The organism is Bradyrhizobium sp. 956_D2_N1_4, from assembly GCF_052076025.1.
In the GTDB taxonomy this organism is placed as follows: domain Bacteria; phylum Pseudomonadota; class Alphaproteobacteria; order Rhizobiales; family Xanthobacteraceae; genus Bradyrhizobium; species Bradyrhizobium barranii.
Genome location: NZ_CP197237.1, coordinates 9,072,425 through 9,089,556 on the forward strand (window position 1 = coordinate 9,072,425; position 17,132 = coordinate 9,089,556).

The 17,132-nt window shown below is 64.5% G+C and carries 13 protein-coding genes and 1 pseudogene; 6 read left to right on the plus strand and 8 right to left on the minus strand.

All coding sequences use genetic code 11. The annotated features are described in order from the left end of the window. Positions 1-26 precede the first annotated feature (26 nt). From AB7535_RS43005 to AB7535_RS43020, 4 genes are all read left to right on the plus strand, one after another. A complete protein-coding gene (locus tag AB7535_RS43005) occupies positions 27-758 on the plus strand; it encodes an amino acid ABC transporter permease (RefSeq protein WP_085403411.1) in 732 nt (243 codons plus the stop codon). Positions 759-762: 4 nt separating this feature from the next. After that, positions 763-1,455 (plus strand): amino acid ABC transporter permease, encoded by a 693-nt coding sequence (locus AB7535_RS43010; protein ID WP_063985666.1) that lies wholly within the window; start codon positions 763-765, stop codon positions 1,453-1,455. Between the two features lie 12 nt (positions 1,456-1,467). Further along, on the plus strand, positions 1,468-2,199 hold the full coding sequence (locus AB7535_RS43015; protein ID WP_014491857.1) for an amino acid ABC transporter ATP-binding protein: 732 nt from the start codon (positions 1,468-1,470) through the stop codon (positions 2,197-2,199). A 186-nt stretch (positions 2,200-2,385) separates the two neighbouring features. Next, entirely contained in the window at positions 2,386-3,246 is an 861-nt protein-coding gene (locus AB7535_RS43020; protein WP_063985665.1) for a D-amino-acid transaminase, read from the plus strand. A gap of 143 nt (positions 3,247-3,389) precedes the next feature. Here AB7535_RS43020 and AB7535_RS43025 read toward each other — a convergent pair whose 3' ends face one another. The 3 genes from AB7535_RS43025 to AB7535_RS43035 form a co-directional block, all read right to left on the minus strand. Then, positions 3,390-3,851 (minus strand): carboxymuconolactone decarboxylase family protein, encoded by a 462-nt coding sequence (locus tag AB7535_RS43025; RefSeq protein ID WP_007615070.1) that lies wholly within the window; start codon positions 3,849-3,851, stop codon positions 3,390-3,392. 40 nt (positions 3,852-3,891) lie between these two features. Beyond that, positions 3,892-5,508 (minus strand): MDR family MFS transporter, encoded by a 1,617-nt coding sequence (locus tag AB7535_RS43030; RefSeq protein ID WP_085403410.1) that lies wholly within the window; start codon positions 5,506-5,508, stop codon positions 3,892-3,894. Between the two features lie 115 nt (positions 5,509-5,623). Beyond that, positions 5,624-6,775 carry an HlyD family secretion protein gene (locus tag AB7535_RS43035; RefSeq protein ID WP_085403409.1) on the minus strand — a complete coding sequence of 384 codons (1,152 nt, stop codon included), beginning with the start codon at positions 6,773-6,775 and terminating at the stop codon, positions 5,624-5,626. A 141-nt stretch (positions 6,776-6,916) separates the two neighbouring features. Between AB7535_RS43035 and AB7535_RS43040 the strand changes: the two genes are divergently transcribed. Then, positions 6,917-7,825: a LysR family transcriptional regulator gene (locus AB7535_RS43040; RefSeq protein ID WP_085403408.1), complete on the plus strand. Its 909-nt coding sequence runs from the start codon at positions 6,917-6,919 to the stop codon at positions 7,823-7,825. Positions 7,826-8,075: 250 nt separating this feature from the next. Here the strand turns inward: AB7535_RS43040 and iaaH are convergent. Both iaaH and AB7535_RS43050 read right to left on the minus strand, forming a co-directional pair. Next, a pseudogene (gene iaaH / locus AB7535_RS43045) lies at positions 8,076-9,493 on the minus strand (indoleacetamide hydrolase). A 76-nt stretch (positions 9,494-9,569) separates the two neighbouring features. Further along, the gene (locus tag AB7535_RS43050) at positions 9,570-13,019 is read right to left on the minus strand and encodes an indolepyruvate ferredoxin oxidoreductase family protein (RefSeq protein WP_085403406.1); all 3,450 of its coding nucleotides are present in this window, start codon (positions 13,017-13,019) and stop codon (positions 9,570-9,572) included. A 152-nt stretch (positions 13,020-13,171) separates the two neighbouring features. On the opposite strand from AB7535_RS43050, the gene AB7535_RS43055 reads away from it, so the two are divergent. After that, positions 13,172-13,627 (plus strand): Lrp/AsnC family transcriptional regulator, encoded by a 456-nt coding sequence (locus AB7535_RS43055; protein ID WP_014491864.1) that lies wholly within the window; start codon positions 13,172-13,174, stop codon positions 13,625-13,627. 245 nt (positions 13,628-13,872) lie between these two features. Here the strand turns inward: AB7535_RS43055 and AB7535_RS43060 are convergent, their stop codons facing one another. From AB7535_RS43060 to AB7535_RS43070, 3 genes are read right to left on the minus strand one after another with little or no spacing between them, the layout of a single operon-like run. Beyond that, positions 13,873-14,658, minus strand: a complete 786-nt coding sequence (locus tag AB7535_RS43060; RefSeq protein WP_085403405.1) for a fumarylacetoacetate hydrolase family protein — start codon at positions 14,656-14,658, stop codon at positions 13,873-13,875. A gap of 14 nt (positions 14,659-14,672) precedes the next feature. After that, positions 14,673-16,040 carry an LLM class flavin-dependent oxidoreductase gene (locus AB7535_RS43065; protein ID WP_085403404.1) on the minus strand — a complete coding sequence of 456 codons (1,368 nt, stop codon included), beginning with the start codon at positions 16,038-16,040 and terminating at the stop codon, positions 14,673-14,675. 19 nt (positions 16,041-16,059) lie between these two features. Next, the gene (locus tag AB7535_RS43070) at positions 16,060-17,112 is read right to left on the minus strand and encodes an Ldh family oxidoreductase (protein ID WP_085403403.1); all 1,053 of its coding nucleotides are present in this window, start codon (positions 17,110-17,112) and stop codon (positions 16,060-16,062) included. Positions 17,113-17,132: the final 20 nt, after the last annotated feature.

Consider the following 17,132-nt stretch of genomic DNA (forward strand, 5'->3'; position numbering starts at 1 on the left):
AGCTGGCGCGTTCGCGCGGGGGACACGTGAACTACCACTGGAACTGGGGAATCTTCTTCGAGCCGAACCCGATGGGGACCGGCACCTATCTCGATATGCTGCTGTCGGGACTGGTGTTGACCCTCAAGACGGCGGCGCTCGCCTGGATCATCGCGCTGATCTTCGGCTCGCTCGTCGGCGTCATGCGCACGCTGCCGTCCAAGGGCGCCTACTGGTTCGGCTTCTGCTGGGTCGAGTTCTTCCGCAACATGCCGCTGCTGGTGCAGCTGTTCCTGTGGTTCTTCGTGCTGCCGGAATTGCTGCCGAAGGCCGCCGGCCTCTGGCTGAAGCAGCTGCCGAACGCGCCGTTCTGGACGGCCGCGATCGGCATCGGCTTCTTCATGTCGGCCCGCGTCGCGATACAATTGCAGGCCGGTATCGGCTCGCTGCCGCGCGGCCAAAAAATGGCGGCGACCGCGCTCGGGCTGACCACCATGCAAGGCTATCGCTACGTGCTGCTGCCGATGGCGTTCCGCATCATCCTGCCGCCGCTGACCTCCGAGTTCCTCAACACCATCAAGAACACGGCTGTCGCCATCACGATCGGCCTGATCGAATTGACTGGTCAGGCGCGCTCGATGCAGGAATTCTCGTTCCAGGTGTTCGAGGCTTTCACGGCAGCGACCCTGCTCTATCTCCTTGTCAACGCCATTGTCGTGACGGCGATGCGCTTCCTCGAGCGCTGGGTCGCGATCCCCGGCTACATCACGGGGAAATAGCACCATGTTCAGCAATCTCGATTTCGAGGTCATCCGCCGCTCGCTGCCCTATCTGTTCTACGAGGGCATGACCTTCACGGTGACGCTGACGGCGCTCGCCGCCTTCGGCGGCCTGATCTTCGGCACGGCGATCGCCCTGATGCGGCTGTCCGGCTACAAGACACTCGGGCGCATCGCGGGTGTCTATGTCGACTTCATGCGCTCGCTGCCGCTGGTGCTGGTGATCTTCTGGTTCTATTTCCTGGTGCCCTATATCGGGCAGTGGGTGACCGGCGCCTCGCGTCCGATCAGCGTCGGCGCGTTCGCATCCTCGCTCATCACCTTCATCATGTTCGAGGCGGCGTACTTCTCCGAGATCATGCGCGCCGGGATCCAGTCGATCTCGCGCGGCCAGCCGGCCGCCGCCAACGCGCTCGGCCTGACTTACGCGCAGACCATGCGCTACGTCGTGCTGCCGCAGGCGTTCCGCAACATGCTGCCGGTGTTGCTGACGCAGACCATCGTGCTGTTCCAGGACACCTCGCTGGTCTATGTGCTGTCGATCCCGGACTTCCTCGGCGCGGCCAGCAAGGTCGCGCAGCGCGATGGCCGTCTGGTCGAGATGTATCTGTTTGCCGCCGTCGTCTACTTCACCATTTCCTGCATCGCGTCTTTCGGCGTTCGCCGCCTCCAGTCGCGCATCGCCATCATTCGATAGAGCGCATCGGTCATGATCGAAATCAGCCACGTCAACAAATGGTACACCCCGACCTTCCAGGTGCTGACCGACTGCACCACCAGCGTGACCAAGGGCGAGGTCGTCGTGGTCTGCGGCCCCTCGGGCTCGGGCAAGTCGACGCTGATCAAATGCGTCAATGCGCTGGAGCCGTTCCAGGAGGGCGACATCAGCGTCGACGGCACCAAGGTCAATGACCCCAAGACCAATCTGCCGAAACTGCGTTCGCGCGTCGGCATGGTGTTCCAGCATTTCGAGCTGTTCCCGCATCTGAAGATCATCGACAACCTCTGCCTCGCGCAGCAGAAGGTGCTAGGACGGTCGTCCGACACGGCTGTGGCAAAGGGTATGCAGCTCCTGGACCGCGTCGGCTTGAAGGAGCAGGCGCAGAAATTTCCGGCGCAGCTCTCCGGCGGCCAGCAGCAGCGCGTCGCGATCGCCCGTGCGCTCGCCATGGACCCGATCGTCATGCTGTTCGATGAGCCGACCTCGGCGCTCGACCCCGAGATGGTGAGCGAGGTGCTCGACGTCATGGTCGATCTCGCCCGCGAAGGCATGACCATGATGGTCGTCACCCACGAGATGGGCTTTGCCCGCAAGGTCGCCAACCGCGTCATCTTCATGGACCGCGGCGAGATCGTCGAGGACGCGGCGAAGGAGGACTTCTTCGGCAAGCCGCGCAGCGACCGCGCGCAGAAGTTCCTGTCGAAGATTTTGTCGCATTAACCTCTGCTGTCGTTCCGGGACGCGCCTCTTGGCGCGGGCCCGGAATCCATAACCACCGGCCGGGGTTATGGATTCCGGGCTCGTCGCTTCGCGCCGCCCCGTAATGACGGGTTGAGGGTTTCGTGGCCCCAACAAATCCCGTATACGGGCAGGCAAATCCCCCTTTCCCTCCCCAGGAGACCTGCCTTGGACTCGATCGCCTACGTCAACGGCTCATTCGTCCCGCTCTCGGACGCCAAAATCTCGGTCCTCGATCGCGGCTTCCTGTTCGCCGACGGCATCTACGAGGTCTCGGCGGTGCTCGACGGCAAGCTGGTCGACAACGCTTCGCACCTGACGCGCCTGGAGCGCTCGGTGGGCGAGATCAAGCTGAAGTTGCCGGAGACGGTCGAGCGCATCACCGAGCTCCAGAAGGAGCTGATCGCGCGCAACAAGGTCGAGAACGGCCTCGTCTATCTGCAGGTCACGCGCGGCGCCGACAAGGGCCGCGACTTCGCCTTCCCCAAGGGCGACGTCAAGTCGAGCCTGGTGATGTTCACCTCCGAGAAGGACATCATCAACGCCGCCTCGGCCAAGACCGGCATCAACGTGATCACCGTGCCCGACATCCGGTGGGAGCGGCGCGACATCAAGAGCGTGGCACTGCTCGCGCAGGTTCTGGCGAAGCAGGCTGCGGCCGAAGCCGGTGCCGGCGAGGCCTGGATGCTGGAAGACGGCTACGTCACCGAGGGCGGTTCGTCCTCGGCGTTCATCCTGACCAAGGACGACGTCATCGTGACCCGCAAGAACTCCAACGCGATCCTGCCGGGCTGCACCCGCAAGGCCGTTGTGGCGCTCGCCGAAGAGCGTCAGCTTCGCGTCGAGGAACGTTCCTTCACGGTCGCCGAGGCGCTCGCCGCCAAGGAAGCCTTCGCCACCTCGGCGTCGCTGTTCGTCCAGCCGGTGGTTGCGATCGACGGCAAGAAGGTCGCCGATGGCAAGCCCGGCCCGATGGCCACGCGGCTGCGGGAGATTTATATCGAGTTCGCCAAGGCGACGGCGGTCTGAGCCGCACGCTCAGCTGTCATCGCCCGGCTTGACCGGGCGATCCAGTACGCTGCGGCCTCGCGGTTGAATCAGTACGGCCTCTGGAATACTGGATGCCCCGCCTTCGCGGGGCATGACAGTTGTGCGTGGGGAAACACCACCCCTCACGCCACGGACGCCTTCACCTTCACCGGATGCACCGCGCGGAACGCGATCGCGATTCGGTTCCAGGCATTGATCGCCCCGATCAGCATCGTCAGGTTCACCGTCTCCGCATCGGAGAATTGCGCGCGGACCTGCTCGTAGACGTCGTCCGGCGCGTGGGTCTCGGAGATCAGCGTCACTGATTCCGTCCAGGCGAGCGCGGCCCGCTCGCGATCGGTATAGAGCGGGGATTCGCGCCAGGCGTTGAGCAGATAGATGCGCTGTTCGGTCTCGCCGCGCTTGCGGGCGTCCTCGGTGTGCATGTTGATGCAGAAGGCGCAGCCGTTGATCTGCGACGCCCGGATCTTGACGAGCTCGATCAGCGATTTCTCGAGTCCCGTGGATTGGATCTGCTCCTCCAGCGCCATCAGCGCCTTCATCGTGTCGGGGGCGGCCTGGTAGAAGTTCATGCGGGGCTTCATGGTCGTTCTCCTTTGCTTGAGTTAGTCTCTTGGGTTGATCTCAGTGAGCTCCACCGGTCGAGGTCTGGCCGGGTTTCTTCAGGAAGAATACGGCGATCAGGGCCACGATCAGTGCCATGCCGAGCAGGTAGAAGGTGTCGCTGAAGGCGAAGATGTAAGCCTGCTTCTGCACGGTGTGGCCGATCGCGACATAGGCGCGATGCGCGGCGTCGGCGCGGTCGAGCACGCCGTGATTGATGAAATATTGGGTAAGCTGCTCCAGCCGCGTCCGCGTCGCCTGCTCGAACACCGAGACCGACTGCATCAGCACGTTGGAGTGATATTGCTCGCGCTTGGTCAGCACGGTCTGGAGCAGGGCGATGCCGACGGCGCCGCCGAGATTACGCATCATGTTGAACAGGCCCGAGGCCGAGCCAGCATTCTCCGCTTCGATGCCGGCGGTCGCCACAGCCGACAACGGCGCCATCACGAGCGCTTGGCCGATCGCACGGACGACATTGGGCCACAACAGCTGGTCGGCAGCGTAATCGTTGGTCATATAAATGTTCAGGAAGTTCGAGGCCGCGAACAGGACGAAGCCGACGCCGATGATGATCCGCGCGTCGAACTTCTGCATCAGGCGCGGCACCAGCGGGATCAGCACGAGTTGCGGCAGTCCGGTCCAGGCCAGCACCATGCCGATCTGCTCGGCATTGTAGCCCTGAATGCGCGCCAGATATTGCGGCAGGATGAACACCGAACCGTAGAGCGCGACACCGAGCAGGAAGTTCGCGAGCATGCCGAAGCCGAAATTGCGACGCACCAGCAGGCGCAAGTTGAGCAGCGGCTTCTTCGCCGTGAGCTCGATGATCAGGAAGGCGGTCAGCGCGGTGGCCGCGATGACCGACAGCTTGACGATGAAAGGCGAGCCGAACCAGTCGTCCTTGTTGCCCTCTTCCAGCACGGTCTGAAGCGCCGACAGGCCGATCGCCATGGTGATGATGCCGGCCCAATCGCCCTCGCGCAGCAGCGCAAGCTTCATGGGCTTGGCGTCGAGCGCGTACCAGAGCATGCCGACCATGATCGCGCCGGGCACGAGGTTGACGTAGAAGATGTACTGCCAGCCGAAATTCTCGGTGAGATAGCCGCCGATGGTCGGGCCGATCGCCGGTGCGAACGTCGCCGACAGCGCGAACAGCGCAAGGCCGACGGGCTGCTTGGTGCGCGGCAGCAGCGTGATGATGAGCGTGAAGGCCATCGGGATCAGCACGCCGCCGGTGAAACCTTGCACCGCGCGCAGCACGATCATTTGCGGCAGGTCCTGCGCCAGCGCGCAGGCCGCGGACAGAACCAGGAACAGGACCGCATTGGTGAGCAAATAGATGCGGATCGAGAACACCTGCGCGAGCCAGCCGGAGAGCGGGATCACGACGATCTCGGCGATCAGGTAGGAGGTCGAGATCCAGCCACCGTCGTCGATGCCGGCGCCGATCGCGCCCTGGATGTCGGCGAGCGAAGCGTTGACGATCTGGATATTCAGCACTGCCATGAAGGCGCCGAGAGTCGCGCCGATCACCGCGATCCAGGTTTTTGCGGAAACGGCCGGCGTGGCGGGCGCAGCAGGGGCGGGAATGCTGGCAGTGGAGGCGGCGTCGACGGTCGGTTGGAGCGTGCTCATGGAAGCCTCGTCTCGGTCACGGAGACAGGATGCATTAGGCGGTTGGTTTCGATAATCGAGGAAGTGTGGGAAGGATCGTCCGGCAGGACTTGATAATCTGCCGGTCTTCCCCGCCTCAGCCGCCGTTCGGGCGGGGTGTGTTGTCGGCGAGTCGCTTGGCCGTCTCGCGCTCGGCCAGCACCGTCGCCTTGGTGTCGATGGTCGGCACCGCCGACATGCCGGGCCTGAGCAGGCCGGTCAGGCTGTGGTCATCGAGCACGATCTTCACCGGCACGCGTTGCACGATCTTGGTGAAATTTCCGGTGGCGTTATCGGGCGGCAGCAGCGCGAATTCAAGTCCGCTGGCCGGCGAAAGGCTGTCGACGTGACCGCGAAGCGTGCGATTGCGAAAACTGTCGACCTGCAGCTCGACCGGCTGGCCCGCACGCACATGCGTGAGCTGCGTCTCCTTGAAGTTCGCGACGACATAGACCGCATCGAGCGGCACCACCGCCATCAATTGCGTGCCGGCCTGCACATACTGGCCGACGCGTAATGAGCGTGCGCCGACCGTGCCGTCCACCGGTGCGGTGATCTCGGTGTAGGACAGGTTCAGCTCTGCCTGCAGTGCGACCGCGCGGGCGCGGTCGAGCTGCGCCGTGGCCTGGGCGCGCTGGGTGGTGAGCACATCGACCTTGCGCTGTGCGGCCACCAGGCCCGACTTGGCGTGCTGCAATTGCGCGTTGCTGGCGCGCAGTGCCGCATCGGTCTGCTGCGCACGCTGGATCGTGCCGGAGCCCGACTTCATCAGGTCGTCGTAGCGGGCGCGTTCTTCCTGGGCGAATTTCAGATTGGCGTCGGCCGCGGCCACGTCGGCCGTGCTCTGCTCGATGATCGGCTGCTGCAGCTCGAGCTGGGCGTCGATGTTGCGCACCGAGGCTTCGCCGGCGGCGACGTCGGCGCGGGCCTGGTCGAGCGCGGCTTTGAAGTCGCGGTCGTCGATCTTGGCGAGGAGCTGGCCGGCCCGGACCTTCTCGTTGTCGCCAACCAGCACCTTCGCGATGTAGCCGGAAACCTTGGGTGCGATGATGGTGGAATCCGCCTTCACATAGGCGTCGTCGGTGGATTCGAGGTAGCGGCCGGTGCTCAGGTAGTTGTAGCCGAAGTCGCCGGCCGCGGCGATTCCGAGGGCCAGTGCCAAGCCGATGGCCGCCCGCTTGACCGCCTGCCGGGACGGGCGAAAGCTGAGTTTCTGATTGGTTTCAGTGACATAAGAAGCGCTCGACATGGCATCCTCGGAATTCCCAACCGCCCCGATCCGAACGGTGCGCCGTTGATGCCGGCAAGATGCGCTGTCTTCCCGCTTGTGATAATCCCGGAAGAAATGGAAGCATTATCCACCCATAGCGGATAATCCGGAGCCAGACCGATGGACCGCTTCACCAGTCTCACCGCCTTCGTCCGGGTGGTCGAAAATGGCGGATTTTCCGCCGCCGCCCGCCGGCTCAACATGTCCACGACCATGGTGAGCAACCACGTCCAGGCGCTGGAGGACCGGCTCGGGGTTCGTCTGCTGAACCGCACCACGCGAAAAGTGAGCCTCACCGAAATCGGCAAGGCCTATTACGACCGCTCGACCCAGATCCTCGCCGATCTCGAACAAGCCGATGACATCGCCGGCGCGCTGCAATCGACGCCGCGCGGCACGCTGCGCATTCACACCGCCACCCACATGGTGCCGTTCGTCGCGCCCGTGATGGCCGAATTCCTCGCGACCTATCCGGAGGTCAAGGTCGATCTGCGCATGGGCGAGACCAATGTCGACCTGATCGAGGAGGGCTTTGATCTCGCGCTGCGCATGGTCGCGCCGCCGGACTCCAGCCTGATCGTGCGGAGCCTGGCGACCTGGCGGCACGTGCTGTGCTGCTCGCACGGCTATATCGAGGCGCATGGGCGCGTGCAGACGCTCGAAGAACTCGCCGGGCACAATTGCGTACGCCACATCAACTATCCCTTCGACGAGTGGCGCTTCTTCGATCGCAAGGGCACGCCGGCCTCGGTGCGCGTCTCAGGCAATCTGATCACCAATAGCGGCGAAGCGCTGCGCGAGGCCGCGTTGCAGGGCGCCGGCATCAGTCTTGCGGCCGGCTTTCTGGTGGGTGATGACCTCGATGCGGGCCGGCTGGTGCGCCTCCTGCCGGAGTACCGGCCGGTCGAGATGTCGATGAACGCGGTCTATCCGCATCGGCATCATCTGTCGGCGAAGGTCAGGACCTTCATCGACATGCTCGTCCAGCACAGCGCCGAGCAGCAGAAGCTGATCAATCCGTATGCGTGAGACGTCATCGTTCCTCATCCTGAGGAGCGCGGAACGCGCGTCTCGAAGGATGAGGGCCCCGCTGGTGGCCTCGCCCTTCGAGACGCTTGCTTCGCAAGCTCCTCAGGGTGAGGAGGTGGATATGTGCTTGCCTCAAGTGCGGCGGCGGCAGAACTGTAGGGTGGGCAAAGGCGCGAAGCGCTGTGCCCACCATCTTTTCTAATCGGCACCAATGGTGGGCACGCTTCGCTTTGCCCACCCTACAATAGCGTTAGTGTGGCGCGGGCAGCCGCCCAAACACGCTGTCGAGCGCCATGCCGATCCCAAGCAGGCGGCGATCGCTGCCCGCCGGGCCATCCAGCTCAAGTCCGATCGGCAATTTGCTTGTCGCGCCAAGCGCGATCGGGATCTGGACGCCGGGAATGCCGGCATTGCTGCCGGGATCGGTGTTCTGGATGATCAGGCCGAAATTCTCGAGACTGCTGGCGTCCGGGTTGGAGGCAATTGCAACGCGCGGCGTGGTCGGGAAGGCGACGGCGTCGAGCTTGTTGCTGGCAAACGTATTGCCGTAGAGCGCCTGGAGCGCGGGGCGTGCGGTCTTGATCGCGGCGTCATAGATCGGCCTCGCGTCGAACAGCGCGTTGTCGGGTCCGGGCAGTTTTCGCGGGATCACCATGCCATCATAGATGCCTTTCACGTCGGCGCTGGAGATATTCTCTGCCAGCGCCTCGACGCTGAGGCCGGTCCCGGTGTGCTTGAGATAGGCGACCATGTCTCATAGGCCTCATACAACGCGACGGGAAAGCTGACCTGGCCGTTGAGCTCGGCGAGCTCAGGCATCTCGATCTCGACGACCGTGACGCCCTGCGCCTTCACTTTTGCGATCGCCGCGTGGAACGCGGCTTCCGTATCGGCGTCGAGATTGGTCAGCATCGATCTTGCGATGCCGATCCGCACCTGCTTCAGATCAGCCGGCGTAACCTCGTCGCCGCCGGCGATCACGCGATCGAGCAGCGCGACATCTGCCATCGTCGCGGCCATAGGCCCCGCGGTGTCGCGGGTGTGCGAGATCGGCGCGATGCCAGCTTGCGGATAGCGCCCGACCGTCGGGCGCAACGCGGCGCATCCGTTCAGCGCGGCGGGGACCCGGACCGATCCGCCGGTGTCGGTGCCGAGCCCGCCCGCGACGATCCGCGCGCCGAGCGCGGCGCCCGTGCCGGACGAGGAGCCGCCGGCGATCAGCGTGCGGTCATAAGCGTTGCGCACGCCGAACTCCGCGCCGGTCTTGAACGCGGTGTTGTAGCCGGAGATGCCGAAGGCGAGCTCGTGCATGCTGGTCTTGCCGATGATGACGGCGCCTGCAGCCCGCAGCTTCGCGACTACGGGCGCATCGGCCTTCGGAACGTAGTCCTTCAGTGCCCGTGTGCCGGCGCTGCAGGGCAGTCCCGCGACCTCGATATTGTCCTTGATCACGATGGGCACGCCGCCGAGCGGTTTTGTCTTGTCGCCCGATGCGTCGAACGCAGCCGCGGCCTTCAGGGCGCCCGCCTCGTCCAGCGTGACGAAGGCATTGAGCTCGGCATGGGCTTTGGCGCGGCTCAGTGCTTCCGTCGTGAGTGCGGTGCTCGTGACTTTCCCGGCGCGCAGGTCGACGACGGCCTGACTCAGGGTCAACTGGTCGAAATCCATGATGCGTCATCCGATTGCAGGGGCGCCAACAGGGTGCCGCCTAAAGTCCGGAGGCTGAGGCCTCACTGGTGCCGCGTCAACCGTGGGCGTGCATCTTTTGCGTTACCGACGTCGTCAAATTCGTGAGCAGCCGCGCGACCTCGGGCTTCACCTTGGCGATCGCGGTGTCCTTCACTGGTCCGTAGCCGCGGATCTCCATCGGCGCCTTTGCGACGGCAACGAGGTCGGGTAGATGCGCTGCGTCGAGCTGCCCGAGCATGCGTTCGATCAGGCCTTCATACCAGGCGATCAATTCCCGTTCAGTGCGCCGCTCATCCGTGTAGCCGAACGGATCGAACGGTGTCCCGCGCAATCCCTTCAACCGCGCCAGCATCGCGAGCGGCATCTGGATCCACTGGCCGAAAGCGCGCTTGCGCGGACGGCCGCGTGCGTCAGGTTTTGACGGCAGGAACGGTGGCGCGAGGTGATATTGGACGCGAAAACCGTCCTCGAACTCGCGCTTCAGCTCGCCGAGGAAACCGCTCTGCATGTGCAGACGCGCCACCTCGTATTCGTCCTTGTAGGCCATCAGCTTGAACAGGGCGCGCGCGACCGCCTCGGTCAGCACCTCACTGCTCAGAGCGGCTTCGGCCCGGCGGACCCTCGCGACGGTCGCCCGATAGCGCATCGCATAGGCGGCGTCTTGATAGGCGGCGAGGAAATCGGCGCGGCGATCGATGATCTGATCGAGCGTCTCGGCTTCGGGCGCCTCGTCGCCCCCCGGCAAAAATTCCGGATCGGCTACGGCGATCCGGCCCCAGGCAAGGGCCTGCTTGTTGCGCTCGACCGCGACGCCGTTGAGCTCGATCGCGCGCAGCAGCGCCGGCAGCGCGACCGGAATCAGCCCGCGCTGCCAGGCGAAACCGAGCATGATGATGTTGGCATAGACGGCATCGCCGAGCAGCCGCTCGGCGAGCGCGTTGGCGTTGATGGTGTCGAGATTGTCGTTGCCAATGACTTGCCGGATCGCGCGCAGGCGGGCAGGCGAGGCGAGATCGGCGTCGCGGAAGCGGACGACGTCGCCGGTCGGCATCTCCGCGGTGTTGACCGCGGCGCGCATGCCGCGGCGATAGGTGCCGGACGCCTTAGGTGAGGAACTGACGACGAGGTCGCAGCCGATCAGCGCGTCGGCCGCGCCCTGGTCGATGCGGACCTGGTGCAGCGCGTCCGGACTTGACGCAAGGCGGATGAAGCTCAGCACGGGACCAAATTTCTGTGCAAAGCCGGTGAAATCCAGCACGGAGACGCCACGCCGCTCCAGATGCGCGGCCATGCCGATCAGCGCGCCGACCGTGATCACGCCGGTGCCGCCGACGCCGGTCACGAGCAAATCGTAGGGACGATCGAGCGTGGCGGGAGCGGGCAGGGGAAGCGTAGCCGCGCGACCGACTACGTCGATCTCGCTCGCACTCTTCTTCCGGCGCGTCGCGCCTTCGACGGTGACGAAGCTCGGGCAGAAGCCGTTGAGGCAGGAAAAATCCTTGTTGCAGGACGAGAGATTGATCTGGCGCTTGCGACCGAACGGCGTCTCCCTCGGCTCGACACTGAGGCAGTTGGATTCGACCGAGCAGTCGCCGCAGCCTTCGCAGACGAGATCGTTGATATAGGCAAAGCGCCTTGGGTCGGCCATCTGTCCGCGTTTGCGCCGGCGACGCTTCTCGGTGGCGCAGGTCTGTTGATAGATCAGGACAGAGACGCCGGAAATGTCTCGCAGCTCGCGCTGCACGGCGTCCATTTCCTCGCGAGGATGGATGGTCACGCCGATCGGCAGGTCTGCCGGCAAGAACTGCGCGGGATCGTCCGACACCAGCGCGATGCGCCCCACGCCTTCGGCGCGAACGCTGTGGGCGATAGCATGCACGCTGATGGGACCGTCGACCGGCTGGCCGCCGGTCATCGCCACGGCATCGTTGAACAGGATCTTGTAGGTGATGTTGGCCCTGGCGGCGATCGCCTGCCGGATCGCCATCGAGCCGGAGTGGTAGTAGGTGCCTTCGCCGAGATTCTGGAACACGTGCTTGTGGCCGGTGAAGCGAGACGACGCCGCCCAGTTGACGCCTTCGCCGCCCATCTGGATCAGCGAGGAGGTCTCGCGGTCCATCCAGCTCGCCATGAAATGGCAGCCGATGCCGGCCAGTGCCTTTGAGCCTTCCGGCACCTTCGTCGACGTGTTGTGCGGACATCCGGAGCAGAAATACGGCGTGCGCGTCGCACCGCTGACGTTGATCGCGCGCGCGGCCTCGGGCATCAAGCCGGCCGCGCGTGCGGCGAGATTGAGGCCTGGGAACATCGGATCGAGCCGGCGTGCGAGCACGCCAGCAAGCGCACGCGGCGACAATTCGCCGATCCAGGAGATCAGCCGCGCCCCTCGCTCGTCGTGCTTGCCGACCATGCGCTCGGGCTTTGAGCCTGGATAGTCGTAAAAATATTCCTTGAACTGGCTCTCGATGATGCCGCGCTTTTCCTCGACCACGAGGATCTCGCGCTTGCCCTTCACGAAGTCCATCGCGTCATGCAGCGCCAGCGGCCAGACCATGCCGACCTTGTAGACGTCGATCCCGATGTTGCGGCAGGCCGCTTCATCGAGGCCCATCAGCCGCAGGGCCTCCATCAGGTCGAGATGCGCCTTGCCCGTCGTGACGATGCCGTATGTGGCGTTGGGAATATCGTAGATGTGGCGATCGATCGGATTGGCTTTTGCAAAGGCGTAAACCGCGTGCTTCTTCGCCTCCAGCCGCTCCTCGATCTGGGGGCCCGGCAGGTCGGGCCAGCGATAGTGCAGGCCACCCGGCGGCGGAGTGAAATCGGGCGTGTTGAAGACGCGTGGCGGGCGCAGCGCGACGGATGCGCCTGACTCCACGATTTCCGAAATCGCCTTGAAGCCGACCCACATGCCGGAGAAGCGGCTCAGCGCGTAACCATATTCGCCGAATTCGAGATATTCGCTGACGCTTGCGGGGTGCAGCGTCGGCATGAACCAGCTCATGAAGGCGACATCGGACTGGTGCGGCATCGAGGAGGAGACGCAGCCATGGTCGTCGCCGGCGACGACCAGCACGCCGCCACGCGGCGAGGAGCCATAGGCGTTGCCGTGCTTGAGGGCGTCGCCGGAGCGATCGACGCCGGGGCCCTTGCCGTACCAGAGCCCGAACACGCCATCGACTTCGCGATCTGCCTGCGTCTCGACCTGCTGCGAGCCGAGCACTGCCGTTGCCGCGAGGTCCTCGTTCACCGCAGGGAGAAATTCGATGCGATCCCGCTTGAGCCGCTCCTGGATGCGCCAGAGCTCGAGATCGACGCCGCCGAGCGGCGAGCCGCGATAGCCGGAGATGAAGCCGGCGGTGTTCAGCCCGGCGGCGCGGTCGCGCCGCGCCTGGTCGAGCGTGATGCGGACGATGGCCTGCGTGCCCGTGAGGAAGACGCGGCCCTCCTCGCGGTCGTAGCGGTCTGAGAGCTCGTAGCTGTCGAGTGATGGAACGGCGTCCATGGCGGACCTCGTGCGGCATCCTGCCTGATGACGGTAGGGTATGCCGGGGAGGCTGGTAGGTCTTGCCTATTCACCCTGTCTTGATCGATAATTCGGTAAAATTTTGCGGAAAATGGCATGATTCGGTAGAAGTTACCGAATCGGGGGCTTCCATGATTGAAGAGCAGGACGCGCGGATTCTCGCCCATCTCCAGACGGACGGCCGCGCCACTAACCAGCAGCTCGCCGACGAGGTCGGCATGTCCACCTCGGCGTGCTGGCGCCGGGTGCGTGCGCTGGAGGAGGCCGGCGTCATCCAGGGCTATGCCGCGCTGATCGCGCGCGAGCAGGCGGGCTTTGCGATGTCAGCCATCCTGCATGTCTCGCTGGAGCGGCACGATGCCAAATTCGTCGACGAGTTCGTCGCGCGGGTGACCACGCGGCGCGAAGTGCTGGAGTGTTTCGCGACCACGGGCGACGCCGACTATCATTTGCGCGTCGTCGTGCAGGACATGGCGGCCTACAACAGGTTCCTCGACGAGTTCATGTTCCGCATTCCCGGCATCCGCTACGTGCGCAGCAACGTGGTGCTGAAGGAGATCAAGACGAGTGTGGCGCTGCCGTTTTGATTGCGCGGGAAGTGCCGTAGGGTAGGCAAAGGCGCATAGCGCCGTGCCCACCATCTCGCCTCGATTTGCGAAGGTGGTGGGCACGCTTCGCTTTGCCCACCCTACGGCACCGTTGATCTCGCGGCGTATACAACTCTATCTCCTCACCCTGAGGAGGCCGCGCAGCGGCCGTCTCGAAGGGCGAGGCCGAGAGCCGGGCCTTCATCCTTCGAGACGCTTGCTTCGCAAGCTCCTCAGGATGAGGACTACCGTTGCTCCCGCACAAACCTGTTCCGCAACGTCCCCACGCCCGTGATGTCGATCTCCACCACGTCGCCGTGCCCGATGTCAGGCGAGGCGCCGTCCGTGCCCATCCAGATCACGTCGCCGGGCCACAGCGTGAAGTACTTGGTCAGCTCGACCAGGAACGGCACGACGCCGAAGATCATGTCGTTGGTGTAGAAGCGGTTGGTCTCCTTGCCGTTGACCCGGACGACGGTTTCCATTTTCGCCAGATTGGCCTCGGTTTCGATCCACGGGCCCATCGGCTTGAACGTGTCGGCATTCTTCGAGCGCCACAGGCTGCGGTCGGCCTTCTGCCAGCTGCGTTCGCTGACGTCGTTGCCGATGGTGTAGCCGAACACGCAATCCATCGCATTCTGCTTGGTGAGATGCTTCACCTTCTTGCCGATCACGACGACGAGCTCGCCTTCATAGTGGATCTTGTCCGTCGCAAAGGACGGGATCACGACGTCCTCGTCATGCGCGATCAGCGCGTTCTGGGCGCGGTAGCCGATCTCGGGTCTATCAGGGACGGCCGGCACCTCGCCGCGCTTGTCGGCGGCTTCCTTCAGGTGCTTCAGATAGTTCAAGCCCACGCAATAGAAGGTGCGCGGGATCAGCGGCAGCTCGATCCGAACCTGCGCCAGCGGATGCGTGCGCGAGGTGCGCTGCCATTCGCCAAAGGGATCGCCGTCGACCGCGATCACCTGGTCGCCCTCGGCAATTCCCCAGGAGGTCTTGTCCGAGGCAGTGAATTTCAGCCAGCGCATGTCGGATCCTCCAGTTATTCCGCGGCATCGCGCGGCTGTACCTTCCAGGCGCCGGCCACGGGCCGCTTCAGCCCGAGATTTTCCCGCAGCGTTTTGCCGCGATAGTCCTTCTGGAACAGGCCGCGGCGCTGCAATTCCGGTACGATATGTTGCACGAAATCGGCGTAGGAACCGGGCACATAGGTCGCGGCGATGACGAACCCATCACAGCCACGCTCGACGAACATCTCTTCCAGCCTGTCTGCGATCTCCTTGGGACCGCCGACCATGGCGTCGTGGACCTGGCCGCGGCCGGAGAAGGTGACGAAGTCGCGCGCGCTCGGATTGCTCTTGCCGGAATTCTTCAGCACACCGTCGCGGAGGCCCAGAATGCCCTGCATGCTCTTCAGATCGTCCGTCGTCAAAGGCTCGTCGAGGTCCTTGGAGGCGAAATCGTAGTTGAGCGCTTCGGCCAGCAGCGACAGCGCGTCGATCTCGAGCGGCAGTTTGTTGATCAGCGCCATCTTGTCCTCAGCCTCGGCCCTGGTCGCGGCGCAGACCGGCGTCGTCAAATTGCAAAGGCGCATCTGATCGGGATCGCGGCCAGCCTTGGCTGCCTCGTTTCGAACGGCGGCATAACCTTCCTTGGCACCAGCGAGATTGCGCGCAGCCGTGAAGATCACCTCACCCCAATGGCCGGCAAAGCGTTGGCCGCGGCCGGATGCGCCGGCCTGGATGATGACGGGATGGCCCTGGTCCGAGCGCGGCACGGTGAAGGGTCCGCGGGACTTGAAGGCCGCCCCCTTGTGATCGAGCCGCTTCACCTTGGCCGGATCGGCAAAACGGCCGCTCTTTTTGTCCATGATGAGCGCGCCGTCTTCCCAAGTGTCCCAATGCCCGAGCACGACTTCCATGAATTCGTCGGCGCGGTCGTAGCGCGAATCATGTTCGGGATGGGAATCGCGACCCATGTTGAGGGCCTCGCCGTCATTGAGCGAGGTGACGACGTTCCAGCCCGCGCGCCCGCCGGACATCAAATCGAGGGTCGCGAAGCGGCGGGCGACGTCGAAGGGCTCGTAATAGGTGGTCGAGCAAGTGGCGCCGAGGCCGAGCTTGTCGGTGACCATGCCCATCGTGGTCAGCACGATCAGCGGATCCATCTTCACGCAGCGGATGCCGTATTCGACGGTGTGGGCATGATCGTTGCCGTAGCGGTCCGGCATCGCCAGCCGATCGTCGAAGAACGCCATGTGGAACTTGCCGGCTTCGAGGATTTTCGCGATCTCTTGATAATAGTCCGCCGACATCGAATCGTCGCGCGAGTCCGGATGCCGCCACGAGCTCGGCAAATTCGTGCAGTTCTGCGCCTGGAGGAAGCCGACCAGTACCATCTGCCGCGTCATGCTGTTCTCCCAAATTCCGTCAGGCCAGATCAAGGACGGTGTCGAGCCGGTACTCGCCCGCCAGCGCGCGCAGCTTTTCCCAGGTCGCATCCTCGATCTCGATGCCGTCGCGCAGGCGTTGCTGCTCGCGCAACCCCTCGATCTCGCCGGGATAGTACACGCCCTTGCTCCCTTCGGAGGGTGGCGTCGATTTCAGATAGCGCGCGAATTCGGCGACCTCGCGCTTGAAATCCTTCAGCGGACGGAACGCGGCGACGTTGAACACGGCCATGAAGCAGCCGTCATTGTGACGTCCGGTCGGTTCGACGCCGAAGCCGAGGCCGGTGAGCAGGCCGCACAGCACCTCGACCATCGCGGCGAGACCGCTGCCCTTGTAGCCCTCGGTGCCGCCGAGCGGCAGCAGCGCGCCGCCCTTGCGATATTGCGTGGGGTCGGTGGTGTGCCGTCCCTCGGCATCGATGATCCAGCCCGTCGGAATCTCCTCGCCGCGGGCGACCGCGAGCTGGATCTTGCCGGCCGCAACCGCCGAGGTTGCCATGTCGAGATAGAACGGCGCGTCGAGATCGGACGGCACCGCGATCGAGATCGGGTTGGTGCCGAGCCGCGCCTCCTTGCCGCCGAACGGCGCCACGTGCTTCGGCGAGCGGCCGGAATCCGCCGTCGCAATCCCGATCATGCCTTCGCGCATCGCCATCAACGGATAGGCGGCGAGGCGGCCGACATGGCTTTGCCGGAACACGGTGCAGGCGGCGACGTTCGCCGTCTTCGCCTTCTCGATCGTCAGCGCCATCGCCTTGGCGTTGACGTGGAAGCCGAACCCCCACTGGCCGTCGATCACGGTCGTGGTCGGCGATTCCTGGACGATGGTCCATTTGGCGCCGGGCACGATGTGGCCGGCCTTGATGCGATCGATGTAGGTCGGAACCGCGATCACGCCGTGAGAGTCGTGACCGGCGAGGTTGGCGTTGACGCAGCCTGTGGCCACCGCATCGGCCTCTTCGTCGGAAGCTCCGGCGGCGCGGAGCAGCGCGGCGCTGATGAGCGTGAGGCGGTCGGTCTTGACGACGGGCATGGCGTTCCCTCGGCATTGTG

Coding starts and splice junctions, on each gene's coding strand:
- AB7535_RS43050 (WP_085403406.1), bottom strand. CDS start 13,019: ATGGACGCCGTTCCATCACTCGACAGCTACGAGCTCTCAGACCGCTAC.
- AB7535_RS43025 (WP_007615070.1), bottom strand. CDS start 3,851: ATGAAGCCCCGCATGAACTTCTACCAGGCCGCCCCCGACACGATGAAG.
- AB7535_RS43030 (WP_085403410.1), bottom strand. CDS start 5,508: ATGAGCACGCTCCAACCGACCGTCGACGCCGCCTCCACTGCCAGCATT.
- AB7535_RS43070 (WP_085403403.1), bottom strand. CDS start 17,112: ATGCCCGTCGTCAAGACCGACCGCCTCACGCTCATCAGCGCCGCGCTG.
- AB7535_RS43035 (WP_085403409.1), bottom strand. CDS start 6,775: ATGTCGAGCGCTTCTTATGTCACTGAAACCAATCAGAAACTCAGCTTT.
- AB7535_RS43065 (WP_085403404.1), bottom strand. CDS start 16,040: ATGACGCGGCAGATGGTACTGGTCGGCTTCCTCCAGGCGCAGAACTGC.
- AB7535_RS43010 (WP_063985666.1), top strand. CDS start 763: ATGTTCAGCAATCTCGATTTCGAGGTCATCCGCCGCTCGCTGCCCTAT.
- AB7535_RS43060 (WP_085403405.1), bottom strand. CDS start 14,658: ATGCGCTGGCTGAAATTCACTGCCTCGGACAAGACCTCCTGGGGAATT.
- AB7535_RS43040 (WP_085403408.1), top strand. CDS start 6,917: ATGGACCGCTTCACCAGTCTCACCGCCTTCGTCCGGGTGGTCGAAAAT.
- AB7535_RS43015 (WP_014491857.1), top strand. CDS start 1,468: ATGATCGAAATCAGCCACGTCAACAAATGGTACACCCCGACCTTCCAG.
- AB7535_RS43055 (WP_014491864.1), top strand. CDS start 13,172: ATGATTGAAGAGCAGGACGCGCGGATTCTCGCCCATCTCCAGACGGAC.